This is a genomic window from Halosimplex aquaticum (genome assembly GCF_028747785.1).
In the GTDB taxonomy this organism is placed as follows: domain Archaea; phylum Halobacteriota; class Halobacteria; order Halobacteriales; family Haloarculaceae; genus Halosimplex; species Halosimplex aquaticum.
The window spans coordinates 4039250-4056075 of the sequence record NZ_CP118158.1 but is presented as its reverse complement, the minus strand read 5'-3'; the positions used below and the strand labels follow the sequence as shown (position 1 = coordinate 4056075).

The following is a 16826-nucleotide window of genomic DNA, read 5'->3' as shown; positions in this document are numbered from 1 at the left end:
GCGGCCGCCGCCGTTCGGCTCGTCTCTGCCGCGAACGACGGACCTCGGTCCATCCAGTCCGCGAGAGTCGTCTCGGCGGTCACATCGGGCCGCTCGCCGCCGTTCGGACCGATCATTTTATACGACGGCCTCGGGATACCATACGTCTGTATGGCAAACGCCCGCGTCACCGTTCACACAGAAGCAGGTATCGACCGCATCGAGCCCGAACTCCACGGCCACTTCGCCGAGCACCTCGGGCGCTGTATCTACGACGGCATCTTCACCGACGACTCCGTCGAGGAGGACGGCTTCCGCGAGGACGTCGTCGAACTGCTCGACGACCTGGAGATGCCCGTGCTTCGCTGGCCCGGCGGCTGTTTCGCCGACGACTACCAGTGGGAAGACGGCATCGGCCCCCGCGAGGAGCGACCCCGCCGTCGGAACCTCTTCTGGGGCCAGGGCCGCGAGATGGTGCCCGAGGAGTCCAACCGCTTCGGGACCCACGAGTTCCTCGAGTTCTGCGAGCGCGTCGGCACCGAGCCGTACCTCGCCGCCAACGTCGGCTCCGGCGACCCGCAGGAAGCGGCCGACTGGGTCGAGTACGTCAACTACGACGGCGACACGACGCTCGCCGACCGACGCCGCGAGAACGGCCGCGAGGAGCCCTTCGAGGTCAAGTACTGGGGCCTGGGTAACGAGAACTGGGGCTGTGGCGGCCAGATGGACCCCGAGCAGTACGCCCGGGAGTACCGCCGCTTCGCGACGTACGTCGGCACCCAGACCGCGCACATGCTCGACCACGACCTCGAACTCATCGCCTGCGGGTTCGAGGGTCACGACTGGAACCACCAGTTCATGGAGGAGGTCGGCGGCACGCCGTGGGGCGTCGACTACCCGCTCGACCACCTGACGCTGCACCACTACTACGGCCGCACGATGTCCGTCGCCGAGGCCGACGAGGACGACTACGACGAGTTCTTCCTCGAGGCGCTGGAGATGGACCACCACATCGAGCGCCTCGCCTCCGCGATCAACGCCTTCGCGTCCACGCGCGACATCGGTGTCATCATCGACGAGTGGGGCTCGTGGCACCCCGAGGCGCAGGGCGGAACCGGCCTCGAACAGCCCGGCACCGTCCTCGACGCCCTGTCGGCCGCCGCGGTCCTCGACATCTTCAACGACCACGCCGACGTGATGACGATGTCCAACATCGCCCAGACGGTCAACGTCCTGCAGTGCCTCGTCGAGACCCAGGGCGACGACGCGTTCGCGCGTCCGACCTACCGGGTCTACGACCTCTACAAGCCCCACAAGGGCAACGAGGCCGTCACCACCTCGATCGAGACGCCCACGCGCGAGGTCGACGACGAGGAACTGCCGCTGGTCGGCGCCTCGGCCTCGGTCGACGAGGACGGCGAGGTGTTCGTCACCGCGACGAACCTCGACACCCGCGCCGCACACACCGTCGAGTTCACCGTCGAGGACGCGACCGGCGACGACGTCGACGCGCAGGTCCTCTTCGAGGGTCAGGAGCCCGACCTGGAGGTCGACGCCGACAACGCCGACGCGTTCACCGCCGACGAGCTCGACGTGAGCGTCGACAACGACGGCACCATCACCGCTGAACTCGAACCGGCCACGGTCGCCGGCATCTCCGTCGAGTGACGCCGCCGTAGACCGGGCACAGACCCGGTCGCTCTGCGTTCGAGAGCATGGATACATCCCGATCGGCCGCCGACCTCGTGCGGTCGTTCCCGTTTCTTCTCCCGGGCCGACGGTGATCATCGAACGGAACGTCCGGTCACGTCTCACCAATTCGACGCGACCGATCCCCGCCTCCCGGACCCGCCGACCGGAGACTCGTCCCGGCGTCGGACGACTACGGGAAGCGGGAACGCTGAAAAACGGCCAACGCGGCCTGCGGGCGCCCCCCGGCCGCCAGTCGCGATGCGGCGCTCGCCTGCCGACCGCCGATCGCCCGGAGTCCAGCGACGAGGCCGCTGTTCTCACCGACGGGATCTGCCAACACGCCTCCCGGCGTGGTCTCCGCTTCGCGTTCGGTGGGCGCATCCCCGACGTTGACGCCGGTTGTCACGGTCGCGGTCGCCGCGCCGTCGGCGGATCGAGTCGCAGGACCGGCTTCCTATCAGGACCCGCAGTAATCCAGCCGACGAACCAATCAGATCACTGCTGTCTTGCGATCGTCTCTTTCACATCGAGGGAATCGCGACGGCCTTCCGCCCGTTCTGCGCGACTGTTCCAACCGGTACGCAGACTCGTCTGTTGACAACACCAACAACTTTTTATATCCTTAATTTAGTACAATAGGGCATGCCATCAGATGGCAAGCCGACTGACAGGGCAGCAGAGCGACGGCGCCAGGTGTCTCGCCGGCACATCCTCCGTGCCAGCGCGATGGGCGGCGCCGCCGCGCTCGCAGGGTGTTCCAACAACGGTGACGGCGGTGACGGTACCGCCGGCGACGGCGGCGACGGCACGTCCGACGGCACCTCCAGCGGTGATTTCGTCCCGGCGGACAACGCCATGACCGAGGGGATCACGGTCAACCCGACGAACTACCAGTTCAACCACCTCAACCTGACCCAGCCGTTCAGCCACGACATGCAGGTCGACTGGTTCCAGCGCTACAACATCGCCAAGGAGAAGATCACGCCGTACGCGCTGGAAGTCACGAGTTTCGGGGACAAAAAGGCGGAACTGAAGGTCCGCGACGGCCTCACCTGGCACAACGGCGACCCCGGCGATCCGGTGAACGCCGACGACCTCTACGCGAAACTGGTCACGGACACGCTCACGTACGGGACGCTGGGCAAACTCTGGACGGATATCAACCGCTCCGGCGACAAGTCCGTCGAGCTCACCCTCGACGGGACCGTCAGCAGGGAACTGTTCAACGACGGGCTGAACTACTACCAGCTCGAGACGCCGTGGCGCAAGTACAAGAGCTACGTCGAGCGCTGGGAAGACGCGACGACCGGGACCGCGGAATCGAGCATCCGGGGAGACCTCCGGAGCGACCGGTTCGAGGAGCCCCACGGTAACGGTCCGTTCAAGGTCACCGACATCTCCAGCAGCCGCCTCCGGATGAAGAAGTACGAGCACCACCCGGACGCCGACAACATCAACTGGGACTACTGGGACCTGGAGAAGGTGTCGAGCGACACCGCGAGCGTCCTGGTCGGGATGGAAGTCGACGCCTTCCGGAACTACAACCCGCCCCAGTCCGTCTTCAAGAACGTCCCCGACGCCATGGAGTCGGCGGCGCTTCCGGCGCTGTGGGGGCAGTCGCTTCCGTTCAACCACAACGACGAGGACTTCGGCAAGGTCCGCGTCCGGCAGGCCATCTCCGAGTTCGTCGACCGCAAAGCCTGTGCGAACAACTACGGTCGCTGGGGGCAGCCCGTCGAAGCGCCCAGCGGTCTCGTGGGGAACATCAACGGACAGAACGAGAAGTCCGACCGGTGGAGGAACAAAGTCTCCAAGGACATGGCCGACACGCTGCACCGCTACCGGAACCCCGATCGCGGTCGGCGCCTGCTCCGCGAGGAGGGCTACCAGAAGGACAACGGCACCTGGTACAAGCCCAACGGCGACAAGTTCGCGTTCACGATCAAGGTGCCGACCTACAACGACTGGCACCCGCTCTACCAGACGATCGTCGACAACCTCAAAAGCGAGGGCATCCAGGCGGAGATGCAGACCATCGAGGCGTCGGCCTACTGGTCCGACCACTACCTCGCCAACAACTACAAGGTCGCAGCGACGGGCTGGACGCTCCAGCGGTCGAGCCCCTACTACGTCTGGGACCAGTACTACAACGTCGACATCGAGTTCCTCGGTATCGACCCGACGAGCGTGAAGGCGCCGCCGGTCGGCAAACCCGACGGCGACCTCCAGGAGTTCGACGTCACCAAGCTCCACTCGGAGCTGCTCACGGCTCGCGGCGACCGCTACGCGGAACTCACCGACAAGCTCGCCTGGATCACGAACCAGGCGATGCCGATGCTCCAGATCCACGAGATCAACGACGCTACCTGGTACCGGACGGACAACTGGGAGATCCCGCCGACGGACGACCCGGCTTATCAGGCCAAGTTCCCGCTCTGGTGGCTCCCGCGCCGGGGGATGCTGCAGGCGAAGCCTAAATAACGGCCCGATCGCCGGGCCCGCGGGGTATCGAGCGAAACAGTTATGCCATTTCATACCACCATTCTTCAATAATCGATGTACGTAGCCAAACGAGTGGGACAGGCGTTCCTAACGTTCGTGTCCGTCATCACGATCACGTTCGCTCTGGTGCGGGCGATCCCGGGTGGGCCGGCCGATTTCATCAGGGCGCAGGTGATGCGGAGCGGCGGTTCCGACGAAGTCAGCATGCGCGAGATCAACGCGCTGGTCGAGACGTACACGAACATCGACCCGTCGACGCCACTTCACGTCCAGTATTACAACTACGTCACGAGTGTCCTCCAGGGGGATCTGGGGCAGTCGATCCAGTACGGGAGGCCGGTCTCTGACGTCATCGTCGAAGTCGCGCCGTGGACGGTCTTCCTCCTCTCGATATCGATACTGCTGACGTTCGGGATCGGGATCATCCTTGGGGCGGTGATGGCCTACCTCGAAGGGACGCGGTTCGACATCTCTTCGACGATCGCGTCGATGTTCCTGAACTCCGTGCCGTACTACATCGCTGCGATCTTCCTGGTCTACATCGTCTCCATCCAGTGGGGATGGCTGCCGCAGTCGGGCCGACACGCATCAGGGCTCGAACCGGCGCTGACGCTCGAGTTCATCGTCAGCGTGTTGCGCCACGCGATCCTCCCCATCCTCTCGCTCGTCGTCACCGGGTTCGGGGGCGTCGCGATCACGATGCGAGGCAACGCGATCCAGGAGATCGGCGAGGACTACATCCGCGTCGCGCACCTGCGCGGCGTTCCCGGTCGGCGGATCGCGACCCGCTACGTCGGCCGCAACGCCGTCCTCCCGATGTACACGAACTTCATGATCTCCGTCGGGTTCATGTTCGGCGGCTCGGTGATCCTCGAACAGATCTTCGCCTACCAGGGCCTCGGAGAGGTCCTCCTGGGGGCGATCCAGTACCGGGACTACCCGCTGATGATGGGCGGGTTCCTGATGATAACACTCGCCGTGCTCATCTGTATCCTCATCGCCGACCTGACGTACAGCAAGATCGACCCGCGTATCAGCAACACCGGTTCACGGGAGGCGTACTGACATGGCTGAGAAGACGTCTTCGTTCAGTCAGTCTGACGAGTCATCGACGGCCGCCGGACAGCCCGCGTCGAAGGGAGAGATCTACCGCGAGTGGATCGACATCGCGATCCTGACCCCCATCAGGGTCGCCTGGGACGACTGGCGGACCCAGGTCGGTTCGATCCTCATCATGTTCTACATCCTGATGGGCACCGTCGGGGTCATGCTCGTCGATCCGCCGACTCAGGGACAGGGTACGCGGCTCACCCCTCCGTTCCAGGACTGGTCGGTGCCGCTCGGTACGAACAGCCTTGGCGGGAGCCTGCTGTCGGGGGTCGTCCACGCGACGCCGCCGATGCTACAGATGATCGCCGCCGGGGCGGTCTTCTCGACGATCGTCGCGACGCTGGTCGGTACCGTCGCAGGGTACAAGGGCGGCGCCGTCGACCGCGCCCTGACGACGCTGACCGACATCGCGATGACGATTCCGGGGCTTCCGCTCATCATCCTGCTCGTCGCGCTGTTCGATCCGAAGAGCCCCGCGGTAATCGGGATCCTCCTGACGGTCAACGCCTGGGCCGGACTCGCCCGGTCGATCCGCTCACAGGTGCTCTCGCTCCGCGACCACTCCTACGTGGAGGCCTCGCGGATCATGGGGGCGCCGACCGGGCGGATCCTCAGAGACGACATCCTGCCGAACATCATGCCGTACGTCCTGATCAACTTCGTCAACTCCGCTCGCGGGGTCATCTTCGGCTCCGTCGGGCTGTACTACCTCGGCCTGCTCGGCGGGAGCCACGCGAACTGGGGTATCATGCTCAACCGCGCCTTCAACGACGGCGCCATCTACTCGCTGCAGTACATCTACTGGCTGCTCATCCCGATGGGCGCCATCGTCGGCATCTCCTTCGGGTTCGTCCTCTTCGCGCAGGGGACCGAGAAGCTCTTCAACCCGCGCATCCGCGCCCGCCACGCAGAGACAGTCGAAGACGACGCGCCCTACCAAGAATGACGATGCAACAGACACACACCGCAGCAGTCTCGGACCCGATCTTCGAAGTGCGCGACGTCTCCGTGTCCTTCGACATGGACCGCGGGGAGTCGCGCGTCCTCGACGAAGTGGACATCGACATCCAGCGGGGCGAGATCCTCGGCGTCGTCGGCGAGTCCGGGTCGGGCAAGTCGATGTTCGCCTCGGCCCTGCTCGACGCCGTCGTCGACCCGGGCGTCCTCACGGGCGACATATCGTTCCATCCCGAGGACGGCCCGTCGGTCGACCTGCTGGACCGCTCCGACGACGAGGACATCAAGGACATCCGCTGGCGACAGATCGCGATGGTCTTCCAGGGGGCGATGAGCTCGTTCAACCCGACGATGACCATCGAGGACCACTTCCGCGAGACGCTCTCCATCCACGACTACGACGTCGAGGAGGGCATGGAGCGGGCCCGCGACCTGCTCTCGGACCTCTACCTGGAGGCCGACCAGGTGCTCGGCTCGCACCCGCACGAGCTCTCGGGCGGGATGAGCCAGCGGGCGCTCATCGCGCTCGCGCTCGTCCTCGAACCCGAAGTGCTGGTGATGGACGAGCCGACCGCCGCGCTCGACCTGCTCATGCAGCGCTCCATCATCGAACTGATCAAGGACATCGCCAGGGAGCGCGACCTCACGATCGTCTTCATCACGCACGACCTGCCGCTGGTGGCGAACCTCGCCGACCGGCTGGCGGTGCTGTACGCGTTCGAGTTCATCGAGGTCGGTCCCGCCGACGACGTCCTGACGGGGGCGAAACACCCCTACACGCGGGCGCTGCTGAACGCGACGCCGAACCTCGACACGCCGCGCGAGGAGATGCGCCCAATCGAGGGAGCCGCGCCGGATCCGGTCAACGTCCCCGAGGGCTGCTCGTACCACCCGCGGTGTCCGATGGCCGACGAGACCTGCGTCCGCGAGGACCCGCCGCTGGACGGCGACGACGACGCCCACGCGGCGGCCTGCCACTACGTCGAACGGGTGCCAGACGAGGTGCCGCTGACCATCCGGGAGGTGACGATCAATGACTGACGAGCCCGTCGTCTCGATGGAGAACGTCGAGGTGCACTTCGAGACCGAGGGGTCGATCCTCCCCTTCGGTGACGACCCCGAGGTCGTCCAGGCGGTCGACGGCGTCTCGCTGGACATCCCCGAGAACGACGTGGTCGCGCTGGTCGGCGAGTCCGGCTGCGGGAAGACGACCCTCGGCAAGACCGCCATCGGCACCCAGCGCCCGACCAGCGGGTCGGTGAAGTACAAGGGCCAGGACATCTGGAAGGCCAACGACGGCGAGGGCGACGTGGAGATCTCCTTCAAGGAGATCCGCCAGTCGCTGCAGATCATCCACCAGGACCCCGGCGCCGCGCTCAACCCGAACAAGACGGTCCAGCACTCGCTGGAAGCGCCGCTCAAGCTTCGCCATCCGGACATGGACACCTTCGAGCGCCGCGAGCGCATCCACGAGATGCTCGCTCGCGTCGGGATGGAGCCGCCGGAGGACTACGCGAAGCGCTTCCCGCACCAGCTGTCGGGCGGCGAGCAACAGCGCGTCGCGCTCATCCGCGCGCTGCTGATGAACCCGGACCTGATCCTCGCGGACGAGGCCGTCAGCGCGCTCGACGTGAGCCTGCGAATCGACATGATGGACCTCATGCTCGACCTGCAGGACACCTTCAACACGTCGTTCCTGTTCATCAGCCACAACCTCTCGAACGCCAGCTACATCGCCGGCAAGTCCGACGGCCGTATCGGCATCATGTACCTCGGCGAGCTCGTGGAGATCGGCCCGATCGACGAGGTGCTCGGCGACCCCCAGCACCCCTACACGAAGGCGCTGATGTGGGCGACGCCGAACCTCCACCCCGACGCGGCCGACCGCGGCGACTCGCCGCTGCGGAAGATCGACGTCCCGGACCCGCGCAACCCGCCGACCGGCTGTCGGTTCCACACGCGCTGTCCGGAGGCCCGCGAGGCCTGCACCGGTGAGATGCCCGACGCCGTCACCGTCGGGGACGACCACGACGTCGCCTGTTACCGCGCCTACGACGACCACGAGTACTGGTCGAGCCCGGAACTCACCGACGATGGGCTCGACAACCTCGGGACCTCCGACGAGTCCACCGCGGACTGACCGCAGTTCAACCGCGGCCCGACTGCGGGTCCACCGAAGACCGACCGCGACTCACCGCGACCCGTTCCCCGGCCGGGTCGACCGTTCCTTCCAGTAGTTCTTTACCCGCGACGGAGAAAGAAGGTGGCATGCACGCGAGCAAGGCTGTCTTCCGGGCGCTGCTCGCCGTCGGACTGGCGCTGCTCGTGATGACCGCCGGACTGTTCGTCCTCCAGGAGCGGGGCACCGCTGGCTACGTCGTCTCGATTCTCTCGCTCGCCGTCCAGGTCGTCATGGTGATCGTGGGCGCCGCCGGGCTCTACTTCGAGTGGGACCCGTTCGCGCCGCTCATCGAGGAGTGACTGGGCGTTCGCTCCCGAACGGAGGGCCACCGCGCGCGCGCCTGCGCGGACGCAGAGTCGGCCGCGGACCGCGTTCCTCGGTCGGTGTCGCTGTCGGGGCCGTCGTATCGCCGCAATCCTCGATCGTCGAAAGAATGAGTCGGAGTCGAACCGTCGCGGCCGCGTCTCGATCACCTGGTCAGTGGCCGTGCCCCTTGCCGTTCCCCCTCCCGCGGTTGTCCTCGTCGTCCCGGCCGTCGTCTCTGTTTCCTCCGTCCTCGTCTCGGTCTTCGTCGTCTTCGCCGTCGCCGATCCGGCAGTCGTCTCGGTCGTCGTCACCGCGGCCCTTCCCGCGGCCGCTTTCGCCGTCTCCTGCACAGTAGTTCTCGTGATAGGGTTCGCCGTCCGGGGCGACGTCGATCCCGTGCCAGACGCCGTCGTCGCCGACGGTGTCGGCGCGCCCGCGGTCGTTGTCGACGTAGAGCCTGACGACCGCGGCGGGGTCGAGGGTCAGCGAGAGCGTCCCGTCGTCGGCGACCGTCTCCATCGACGTCTCGGCGACGTGGTTCGTCGGCTCCGCCCACGACTCGGGGAACGCGTGGGGGAGCGGCCGTTCCGTCGCGGTCGGTCGGACCGCGACCGTCTCGACCGACTTGCCGGCGTACCACTCGCCGAGGTCCAGCGTCACGTCGGCGGCCTCGCGGAGGTTCCGGTTCGTCAGGAAGACGGCCAGTTCCTTCCCGCGGCGGTTCTCCGTGGCGGCCGCGTCGACGTACGGCACGTCCTCCATGCGCCGGATGCGCGGGCCGGTCTCCGGGATGGTTCGGCCGTCGCCCTCGACGCCGACGTCGACGGCGTGCCACTCGGCCTCGCCCTCGAAGACCGCCGAGTACAGCGCCGTGACGGTGCCCGACGGGGCGAGCGGGTTCGGGTCCGGCGGGAAGTCCTCGTTGATCGGGGGGAACATCCGCACGGGGAGCCAGGTCTGTGAGGCCTCCTTGACCGTGTCGCTCTGGCGGATGAAGGCGTTGAGCATCCCCGCGATGTACGACCCGCCCGGCATCGTCTCCGGGCCGGGGTACGGCGCCCCGCTGTCGACGCCGGGGAACAGACCGTACTCACCGACGTTGATCCGGAAGTCCTCGACGCCGGCGTCGGCGGCCTTCTCGCTCAGGTCCGCCATCAGCCGGCCGAACTCGGTCGGGAACATCACGAGGACCTCGTTGTAGTCGATGGGGCCGGCGTCGTTGGCCTCGTACCAGGCGTCGCGCTCCTCCTGGCTCTCGATGCCCCAGTTGTAGCGGTGGAGGTCGAAGCCGTCGAGACGGTCGCCCGCCTCCGCGAACAGCGTCTCGTTCCAGGTCGCCGGGTCGGGCGTGTTCGACTCGTTGTATCCCGGGTCCATCGCGTCGGCGTAGACGAGGATGTCGTCGTCGACCGCTTTCATCGCGTCGTAGTAGGTCGTGAACCCGATCCGTTCGGCCGAACCGCTGGCGTACTCCGAGGCGTCCTGCGTGGAGCCGCGCTGCCAGGGGCCCCACACCTCGTTGCCGACCTCCCAGTGGGTCACGTCGTAGGGGTCCTCGTGGCCGTTCTCGGCGCGCAATCGGCCCATCTCCGTGTCCTCGTCGCCGTTGCAGTACTCGACCCAGTCGGCGGCGTCCTCGGGGAGCGTCTGTCGCTCCGACGCCCACTCGGGCGGGTTGTCCCACCAGCCGATCGTGATTCGGGGGGTCAGGTCGGCTATCTCGCAGAGTTCGAGGTACTCGTCGGTCCCGAAGTAGTTGGGGTTGATGCCGCCCCAGGCGTGGTTGAACCGGACCGGTCGCTCGGATTTGGGCCCGATCCCGTCGCGCCAGTTGTACTGGCTCACGAAGTTGCCGCCCGGCCACTTCAGCCAGGTCGTGTTCTGCTCGCGCATCAACTCGACCGTGTTCGGGTTGTACTTGCCGCGGATCGCGTCGTCGGCCGCCAGGTTGATCCAGTCGAGGTCGACGTGGCCGCTCCCCTCGGCGGTGAACTCGACGGCGTACTTGCCGTAGGGCGTGTCGACGTTCCCGATCGCGCCCGCGATGTACTGGTCGCCGCTGGCCTCCGCGAGTTCGAGCGTCACTTCGTGGCGGGTCCACTCGCCGGTCACGTCGAGGTCCGTCGACGCGAGGACGTCGCCGTCGAGCGACGTCAGCGCGGCCCGGACCGTCTCGACGCCGTCGCCGCGGACCGACACGGAGAGGTCGTACCCGTGGGTCCGGAAGTCCGGCAGGACGATCTTCTGGGAGATGCCACCGCGCGCCCCGTCGAGCGCGACGCGCTGGTAGTTCGTCGTGTCGACCGCAGAGACGCCGCCGTCGCGCTGTTCGAACGAGACGCCGTCGCCGCCGACCGGCTCCCAGGGGAAGGGGATCCCGTCGACCTGCTCGATGTCCGAGGCGGGATAGAACGTCCGCGGGCCGAAGAAGTCGTCCTCGCTGTACGTTCGGGGGTAAAAGGAGGGGTTTTTGACGTGCTCGGAGTAGACGCCGGGGTAGATCGTCCCCGACTCGTAGCTCTCGCAGAGCCGGCCGAACAGGCCGTCCGACACGGCCTCGTCAGTCCGCTCGCTCGTGTCGACCGAGACGGTGTTGGCGACGCTCGCCTCCCCCTGTCCGTCGGTCCCCGAAGCGCCGGCGACGGTCCCGGTGGCCGCCCCCGCGACCACCGCCGTCTGTAGCGTCATGAATTTCCGTCGTGACAGTCCACCCGCGCCAGTGCCACCGCTATCGGCGTTCCCGTGAGGGTCGCGATCACTCACCATACGGCATCCACATCAAAATCACCACACAAAAACATTACTGAACAATTCTTACGAAATGGAGCGACCGGGTTCGCCGACCCGGCCACCGGCGGGCCGGACGACCGGGCCGACGACCTCTCAGTTCGAGGGGGAAAATATTAAGTACGAGAGTCGATAACGCCGAATCGGCAGGCAGACTCCGACTCACTGTCAGGTCGACTGACCCTACGTCCCCTCGTAGGAGCACATCCCCACGCCGTGACTCGATCCCTCGAATTGCCTGCCGTACCGTATCTCTTTCCCCTCTCCGACTTTCCGAACCGCGGTCGCGGAACCCGTCGAGGATGTGCGCCGTCGCCGAGCGACTGTGATGACAGAACCTCATCATACACTAAGATGTTACAATTTCCGGGGGCCGGACGTTCGAACGGAGCGTGCGTTCGAGCGGAGCGCGGCTGTCCGGTGAACGAGCGGTCCACGGGACGTGCATCGACTGACCCGAGCGGGAAAATCGGTCGGCGGAGTCAGAGCGCGTCCGACCACTCGGAATAGGTGGTGTTGAACTCGACGACGCCGACGACGTTGCGGAGCCGCGAGGGGATCTCCGAGCGGAATCGCTCGTCGGTTAGCCGGTCTGCCGGGCCGGAGACGCTGATCGCGCCCAGCAGTTCCCCCGAGCGGTCGGAGATGGCCGACGCGACGCAGCGGACGCCCTCGTCGCGCTCCTCGTCGTCGAAGGCGACGCCGCGTTCGCGGATCTCCGCCAGCGACTCGCGCAGTTCTCCCGGGTCAGTGATCGTGTTGGCCGTCCGGCGGGGAAGCGGGTTGTCGGCGAGGAGGGCGTCGAGCTGGTCCTCGGGGAGTTCGGCCAGGAACGCCTTGCCGGCCGCCGTGCAGTGCAGGTCCTCGACGGTCCCCGCGTAGGTCGGCGGGTCGTCGACGTTGTCACCGGCCGCCTGGTAGAGGGTGATCCCGCGACCGTCGCGTTCGACGACCAGTCGCGCCTGTTCGCCCGTCGCGTCGGCCAGGCGGTCGACGTTCGGCTTCGCGACGTGGTAGATCCGCTCCTGGGTCCGCGCCTGCGCGCCGAGCGTGAACAGCCCGAGGCCGAGGCGGTAGGTGCCGTCCTCGCGGATCAGGTAGTTGTCGGCCGCGAGCGTGCTGAGGTAGTGATGGACGGTGCTTTTGGGCAGGTCGAGCGCGTCGGCGAGTTCGGTGACGCCGACGCGGTCGCGCTTGCGCACCGCTTCCAGGATCCGAAACGCCGTGGCGACCGACTTGATCTGCTCGCCGCGCGGCTGTGAGTCCCCCTCGGTCATGGACGACCCTCACGGGGCCGAGCCTTAAACCTGTATCAGAGCCGGTCGCTCAGACCCACCCGTGGTCGGTCGCCTCGTAGATGCTGTCGATCACCCGCTGGACCGCGAGCGCCTGCTGGGCAGTACAGCGGTCTGGGGACTCGCCGGTCTCGACGGCCGCGAGGAAGGTAGCCAGTTCGTCCCGGAACGGGTCGTTGACGGGCGGGATCAGCTCGCTGTCGACGTAGTGGTCGACCACGTCGCTTCGCACCTCGTACAGCCGGAAGTCGCGGACCTGCGCGTTCGACGGCTCGACCGATTCGAGCGGGTTCGTGATGTCGAGGGAGACGCCGGCCTCGGTCCCGCGGATGTTGTACTCGTGGCGCCGGCGCGCGTTGGCCGCCCACGCGACTTCGAGGTGTGCCGTCCGGCCGCCTTCGAACTCGCAGAAGGCCGTGGCGGCGTCCTCGACGTCGTACATCTTCGCCTCGTCGTCGTCGCCCCACATCTCGAGGTAGGCGTAGTCCGGTCGGTTCCCGAAGTCCGACTGGGCGGTCGCGATCACCTGCTCCAGTTCGGGCCAGTCGTAGAAGTCGAGGACGAGGTCGATCAGGAAACAGCCGACGTCGATGAGCGCCCCGCCACCGGCGATCTCCCGGGAGGTGTACCACGTGCCGCGACCGGGGACGCCCCGTCGGCGCATGTACCGGGCATCGATGTGCCGCACCTCGCCCAGGCGCCCGCTCTCGACGTACGCCTTCGCGAGCTTGCAGCGGTTCCGGAAGCGGTGGAAGTACCCGCACATGCAGATGTTACCCGTCTGCTCGGCCGCCTCGACGATCCGCTCGGCGCTCTCCAGATCGTGGGCCAGCGGCTTCTCGATCAGCACGTCCAGGTCCATGTCGAACGCCTTGAGCGCCGCCGTCTCGTGGAACTTGTTGGGCGTCGAGATGATCACGGCGTCGAGGCCCGCCTCGAAGAGCGCGTCCAGGCTCTCGTACATTGTCGCGTCGTACCGGTCGAGAAACCGCTCTTTCACTCGGGGGTCGAGATCCACGGCGTGGACCGTGTGCCCGAGCTCCTGGAGGAACTGCGCGTGCGTCTCCCCGTGCTCCCCGAGGCCCACCAGCCCGATGTCCATCCGGGGGGAGTCGTCGTCCATGGCCAACCGTCCGCACCGACAGTTGTAGTAATTTTGGTCACTCCGTCGGGTCCGGATCCGGCGTCCGTTCCGCCGTTACACGTAAGAATGCGTACTGATCGACAATTATGACGAGATACGTATCATTCTCGCCGCCCACGGTCGGATCTGATCGCGGGACCGTCCGACGGCGCGGTCGGGACCGGAGGAAACGTTCAAGGCCGTCCGACCAGCAAGCCACCACAATGGCCGAGACGTATTTCAGGGGACACGTGACCCAGCGCGGGATCGTCTTCGGTCCGCGCGGGGACGTGTTGCTCGTCACGAGCGGACTGCGGCCCTGGACCTTCCCGGGCGGCCGGATCGAGGCCGACGCGGAGCCGGAGGCCGCGCTGCGCCGGACGCTCCACGAGCGGGTGGGCCTGCACGCGACGGTCGAGGAACCCGTCAAGACCGTCACGGACATCTGGGGAAAAGGCGACGAACCGGTCTACGCCGTCCTCTACCGGGTGCGCGCCCGCAGTCGCAACGTCGAACTCGACGACACGCACGACGACTACTGCTGGTACACGCCGGAGGGCGCTGTCGAGGAGATGCACTTCAAATCGCTGGAGACCGCCGTCGAGCGCGCCGTCGCCAACCACCGCAACGACACGGAGACCGACGACTGAACGACGCGGAAACCGACGACTGGACGGTCCGAAGTGACGACGAGCGCGGGGTAGCGGCGAGTTCGGGGTAGCGACGAGGCGGGGTTACGGATCGCTCAGTCGGCCTCGGACGGCGTCAGTGCGGACGTAATCGGCCGCGAGAACGGCGAGACCGAACACCAGGAGGACGAGCCCCGGATCGACCGTCGCGACCGCGGCCGCGACCAGCTGTGCGACCCCGTCCAGCGCTGTCCGCGCACCTCCGGTCCCGGCGGGTTCGAGCAGTGGACTCCCCGTGGGCGTCGCCGCGACGAACCAGTCGCTGGCGTAGTGCACGACCGCACTCGCGGCCACCAGCCCGGCCGTCGCTCCGAGGTACTGTTCGAGCGAGCGGCGGGCGCGGTCGGTTTCCTCGGCGATGACGACGGCACCCTGGGCGGGCGCCCAGACCGTCATCTCCTTGCCCTTCTCGGAGTAGCTGGTGCCGACGGGCTCGATGAGCGTCGCCGACTCCAGTTTCGTCAGGTGGTAGGAGACGGTCTGGACGGACTTCTCCGTCGCCGCCGCCAGCGCCGACGGCGTCCGCGGTTCCTCGTGGAGTTCGCGGTAGATGCGCCGCGCCGTCTCCGAGCTGAGGGCGTCGAACACCCTGTCTTCTTCCTCGCTCCCGAGTTCGACGAACCGGGGCGTCGCGTCTCGGTCCTCTGTCGGTCCGTGCGTGATGCGTGAAATCTTGCTCATCTGTCTCGCCTCCAGTCCGCCTGCGATCCGCGTCCCAGGACCGCCGACGCGGCCCCGAGCAGCGGCGCCGCGAGCAGCGCCAGCGGTCCGAGGATCGACGGTCGGTGCTCGGTCTCGGCCGTCGAATCCGGCGCGATCCGACCGACCGCGGCGCTCGCGTCGAGGCGCCCGTGGCCCGCGACCGGATCGACGCCCGGAGGTCCGACACCGCCGGCCGACGATTCGAGCGCCCGTTGGACCCCGTCGGGGCCGAGCGACGGGTTCGCGTCGAGCGCGAGCGCCGCCGCGCCGCCGGCGTAGGCCGCCGCGACCGACGTCCCGGTGTCGCCCCGACCGGGCCACTCGTCCCAGAGGCCGACCGGGGCGACGACGTCGACGCCGCGGCGGCCGTCTGCGGTCGGCCCGCGGCCGCTGTAGGCCGCGACCGCGTCCGAGTCGCCGTCGTACGCGCCGACCCCGAGGACGCCCCGGGCGGTCGCCGGTGCGGCCACGCTCCCGGCCCGCCGGGCTTGTTCGAGCCCGTGCGTCGTCGACTCGACCTCCAGACGCACGTCGGACGCGGCGCTCTCCGACCCCGAGTCGACCCGGACGGCGACGAAGTACGACCCCGGGCCGACCGACGTCTCGACGCGTTCGCTCTCGACGCGGGCGGAACGCGGCGCGTCCCGCTCGACGCGTTCGGAGGTGGCGACCCGCTCGGGTCCGTCGGGGGCGGCCCGGTAGAGTTCGAGCGTCAGGTCGACGTCGCGGTCGGCTCCGTCGGTCCAGGTCAGCCACAGCTCGACCGGTCCGGCGGTGGACGAGCGCGACGACAGCGGGAGGAGTTCGTTGCGAACGCCGTCGGGGAACTCGTGGGTGCCCTCGCCGTCGGGACGGAGCGACCCCGCCCAGTGACCGCGGGCGTGGTTCCCGGTCGGCGCGACGACGAGCGTGCCCGTCTCGCGCGCTCGCGTCGCGGCCCGCGACAGCGGCGCCGTCCCGTCGTCCGGCGCGCCCAGCCGGTTGAACTCGACGACGACGACGTCGGCGCCGCGGTCGACGAGCCACTGGACGCCCCGCACGGCGGACCCGGGCGAGTTCGCGTTCGCGAGCAGCAGATCTGCGTCGGGGGCGGTCGCCGCGACGGTGATCGCCGCGGCCGTCCCGTGGGAGTTGACGCCGCCGTTGGTCACGTGATTGGCCCGTCCGAACGTGCGAGCGGCGACGACCCGGTCCCGGAGCGCCGGGTGGTCCGTGTCGAACCCGGTCGCGTCGAGGACGCCGACGGTGACGTTCGATCCCGTGACGCCCCGGTCGTGTAGCCGGGTCGCCTCGTCGGGGAGCGTGAGGTTGCCGCGGTCGACGACCGTCGCGTCGTCCCCGCCGATGGACCCGAGCGCGAGGCCCAGCGACGCCGAGACGGCCGCCGCGAGGAGCGCGCCGACGACCAGCCCGACGGCGACCCAGCCCAGGTCGGCGACCAGTCCGCCGCCGTCACCCGCGTCCATGGTCCCTCCGGCAGCGACGGCCGAGTACCCGACGAC

The 16826-nt window shown here is 67.7% G+C and carries 13 protein-coding genes; 8 read left to right on the top strand and 5 right to left on the bottom strand.

The genetic code is table 11. From position 1 onward, the window contains the following. Nucleotides 1-150: 150 nt before the first annotated feature. The 7 genes from PSC72_RS19950 to PSC72_RS19920 all read left to right on the top strand — a co-directional run bounded on the left by PSC72_RS19950 (nucleotide 151) and on the right by PSC72_RS19920 (nucleotide 8721). The gene (locus PSC72_RS19950; protein ID WP_274323178.1) at nucleotides 151-1647 is read left to right on the top strand and encodes an alpha-N-arabinofuranosidase; all 1497 of its coding nucleotides are present in this window, start codon (nucleotides 151-153) and stop codon (nucleotides 1645-1647) included. 666 nt (nucleotides 1648-2313) lie between these two features. Further along, nucleotides 2314-4152: an ABC transporter substrate-binding protein gene (locus PSC72_RS19945; protein WP_274323177.1), complete on the top strand. Its 1839-nt coding sequence runs from the start codon at nucleotides 2314-2316 to the stop codon at nucleotides 4150-4152. Nucleotides 4153-4227: 75 nt separating this feature from the next. Then, the gene (locus tag PSC72_RS19940) at nucleotides 4228-5238 is read left to right on the top strand and encodes an ABC transporter permease (protein WP_274323176.1); all 1011 of its coding nucleotides are present in this window, start codon (nucleotides 4228-4230) and stop codon (nucleotides 5236-5238) included. A 1-nt stretch (nucleotide 5239) separates the two neighbouring features. Beyond that, a complete protein-coding gene (locus PSC72_RS19935) occupies nucleotides 5240-6229 on the top strand; it encodes an ABC transporter permease (RefSeq protein WP_274323175.1) in 990 nt (329 codons plus the stop codon). A 2-nt stretch (nucleotides 6230-6231) separates the two neighbouring features. After that, nucleotides 6232-7281, top strand: a complete 1050-nt coding sequence (locus PSC72_RS19930) for an ABC transporter ATP-binding protein (protein ID WP_382261816.1) — start codon at nucleotides 6232-6234, stop codon at nucleotides 7279-7281. After that, nucleotides 7274-8380 carry an oligopeptide/dipeptide ABC transporter ATP-binding protein gene (locus PSC72_RS19925; RefSeq protein ID WP_274323173.1) on the top strand — a complete coding sequence of 369 codons (1107 nt, stop codon included), beginning with the start codon at nucleotides 7274-7276 and terminating at the stop codon, nucleotides 8378-8380. Before PSC72_RS19930 ends, PSC72_RS19925 begins: the two co-directional genes overlap by 8 nt. Before the next feature lie 128 nt (nucleotides 8381-8508). Beyond that, complete coding sequence (locus PSC72_RS19920) at nucleotides 8509-8721, top strand: hypothetical protein (protein ID WP_274323172.1); 213 nt, start codon at nucleotides 8509-8511, stop codon at nucleotides 8719-8721. Between the two features lie 178 nt (nucleotides 8722-8899). Here the strand turns inward: PSC72_RS19920 and PSC72_RS19915 are convergent, their stop codons facing one another. The 3 genes from PSC72_RS19915 to PSC72_RS19905 form a co-directional block, all read right to left on the bottom strand. After that, entirely contained in the window at nucleotides 8900-11416 is a 2517-nt protein-coding gene (locus PSC72_RS19915) for an alpha-L-arabinofuranosidase (RefSeq protein ID WP_274323171.1), read from the bottom strand. A 581-nt stretch (nucleotides 11417-11997) separates the two neighbouring features. Further along, nucleotides 11998-12792 (bottom strand): IclR family transcriptional regulator, encoded by a 795-nt coding sequence (locus tag PSC72_RS19910; protein ID WP_274323170.1) that lies wholly within the window; start codon nucleotides 12790-12792, stop codon nucleotides 11998-12000. A 49-nt stretch (nucleotides 12793-12841) separates the two neighbouring features. Next, nucleotides 12842-13933 carry a Gfo/Idh/MocA family protein gene (locus PSC72_RS19905; protein WP_274323169.1) on the bottom strand — a complete coding sequence of 364 codons (1092 nt, stop codon included), beginning with the start codon at nucleotides 13931-13933 and terminating at the stop codon, nucleotides 12842-12844. Nucleotides 13934-14157: 224 nt separating this feature from the next. On the opposite strand from PSC72_RS19905, the gene PSC72_RS19900 reads away from it, so the two are divergent. Next, entirely contained in the window at nucleotides 14158-14583 is a 426-nt protein-coding gene (locus PSC72_RS19900) for an NUDIX domain-containing protein (RefSeq protein ID WP_274323168.1), read from the top strand. An 84-nt stretch (nucleotides 14584-14667) separates the two neighbouring features. Here the strand turns inward: PSC72_RS19900 and PSC72_RS19895 are convergent, their stop codons facing one another. Further along, nucleotides 14668-15303 carry an ArsR/SmtB family transcription factor gene (locus tag PSC72_RS19895; RefSeq protein WP_274323167.1) on the bottom strand — a complete coding sequence of 212 codons (636 nt, stop codon included), beginning with the start codon at nucleotides 15301-15303 and terminating at the stop codon, nucleotides 14668-14670. Beyond that, entirely contained in the window at nucleotides 15300-16790 is a 1491-nt protein-coding gene (locus tag PSC72_RS19890) for a S8 family serine peptidase (RefSeq protein ID WP_274323166.1), read from the bottom strand. Before PSC72_RS19890 ends, PSC72_RS19895 begins: the two co-directional genes overlap by 4 nt. Nucleotides 16791-16826: the final 36 nt, after the last annotated feature.

Coding starts and splice junctions, on each gene's coding strand:
- PSC72_RS19910 (WP_274323170.1), bottom strand. CDS start 12,792: ATGACCGAGGGGGACTCACAGCCGCGCGGCGAGCAGATCAAGTCGGTC.
- PSC72_RS19905 (WP_274323169.1), bottom strand. CDS start 13,933: ATGGACGACGACTCCCCCCGGATGGACATCGGGCTGGTGGGCCTCGGG.
- PSC72_RS19930 (WP_382261816.1), top strand. CDS start 6,232: ATGCAACAGACACACACCGCAGCAGTCTCGGACCCGATCTTCGAAGTG.
- PSC72_RS19935 (WP_274323175.1), top strand. CDS start 5,240: ATGGCTGAGAAGACGTCTTCGTTCAGTCAGTCTGACGAGTCATCGACG.
- PSC72_RS19900 (WP_274323168.1), top strand. CDS start 14,158: ATGGCCGAGACGTATTTCAGGGGACACGTGACCCAGCGCGGGATCGTC.
- PSC72_RS19945 (WP_274323177.1), top strand. CDS start 2,314: ATGCCATCAGATGGCAAGCCGACTGACAGGGCAGCAGAGCGACGGCGC.
- PSC72_RS19915 (WP_274323171.1), bottom strand. CDS start 11,416: ATGACGCTACAGACGGCGGTGGTCGCGGGGGCGGCCACCGGGACCGTC.
- PSC72_RS19890 (WP_274323166.1), bottom strand. CDS start 16,790: ATGGACGCGGGTGACGGCGGCGGACTGGTCGCCGACCTGGGCTGGGTC.
- PSC72_RS19940 (WP_274323176.1), top strand. CDS start 4,228: ATGTACGTAGCCAAACGAGTGGGACAGGCGTTCCTAACGTTCGTGTCC.
- PSC72_RS19925 (WP_274323173.1), top strand. CDS start 7,274: ATGACTGACGAGCCCGTCGTCTCGATGGAGAACGTCGAGGTGCACTTC.
- PSC72_RS19920 (WP_274323172.1), top strand. CDS start 8,509: ATGCACGCGAGCAAGGCTGTCTTCCGGGCGCTGCTCGCCGTCGGACTG.
- PSC72_RS19895 (WP_274323167.1), bottom strand. CDS start 15,303: ATGAGCAAGATTTCACGCATCACGCACGGACCGACAGAGGACCGAGAC.
- PSC72_RS19950 (WP_274323178.1), top strand. CDS start 151: ATGGCAAACGCCCGCGTCACCGTTCACACAGAAGCAGGTATCGACCGC.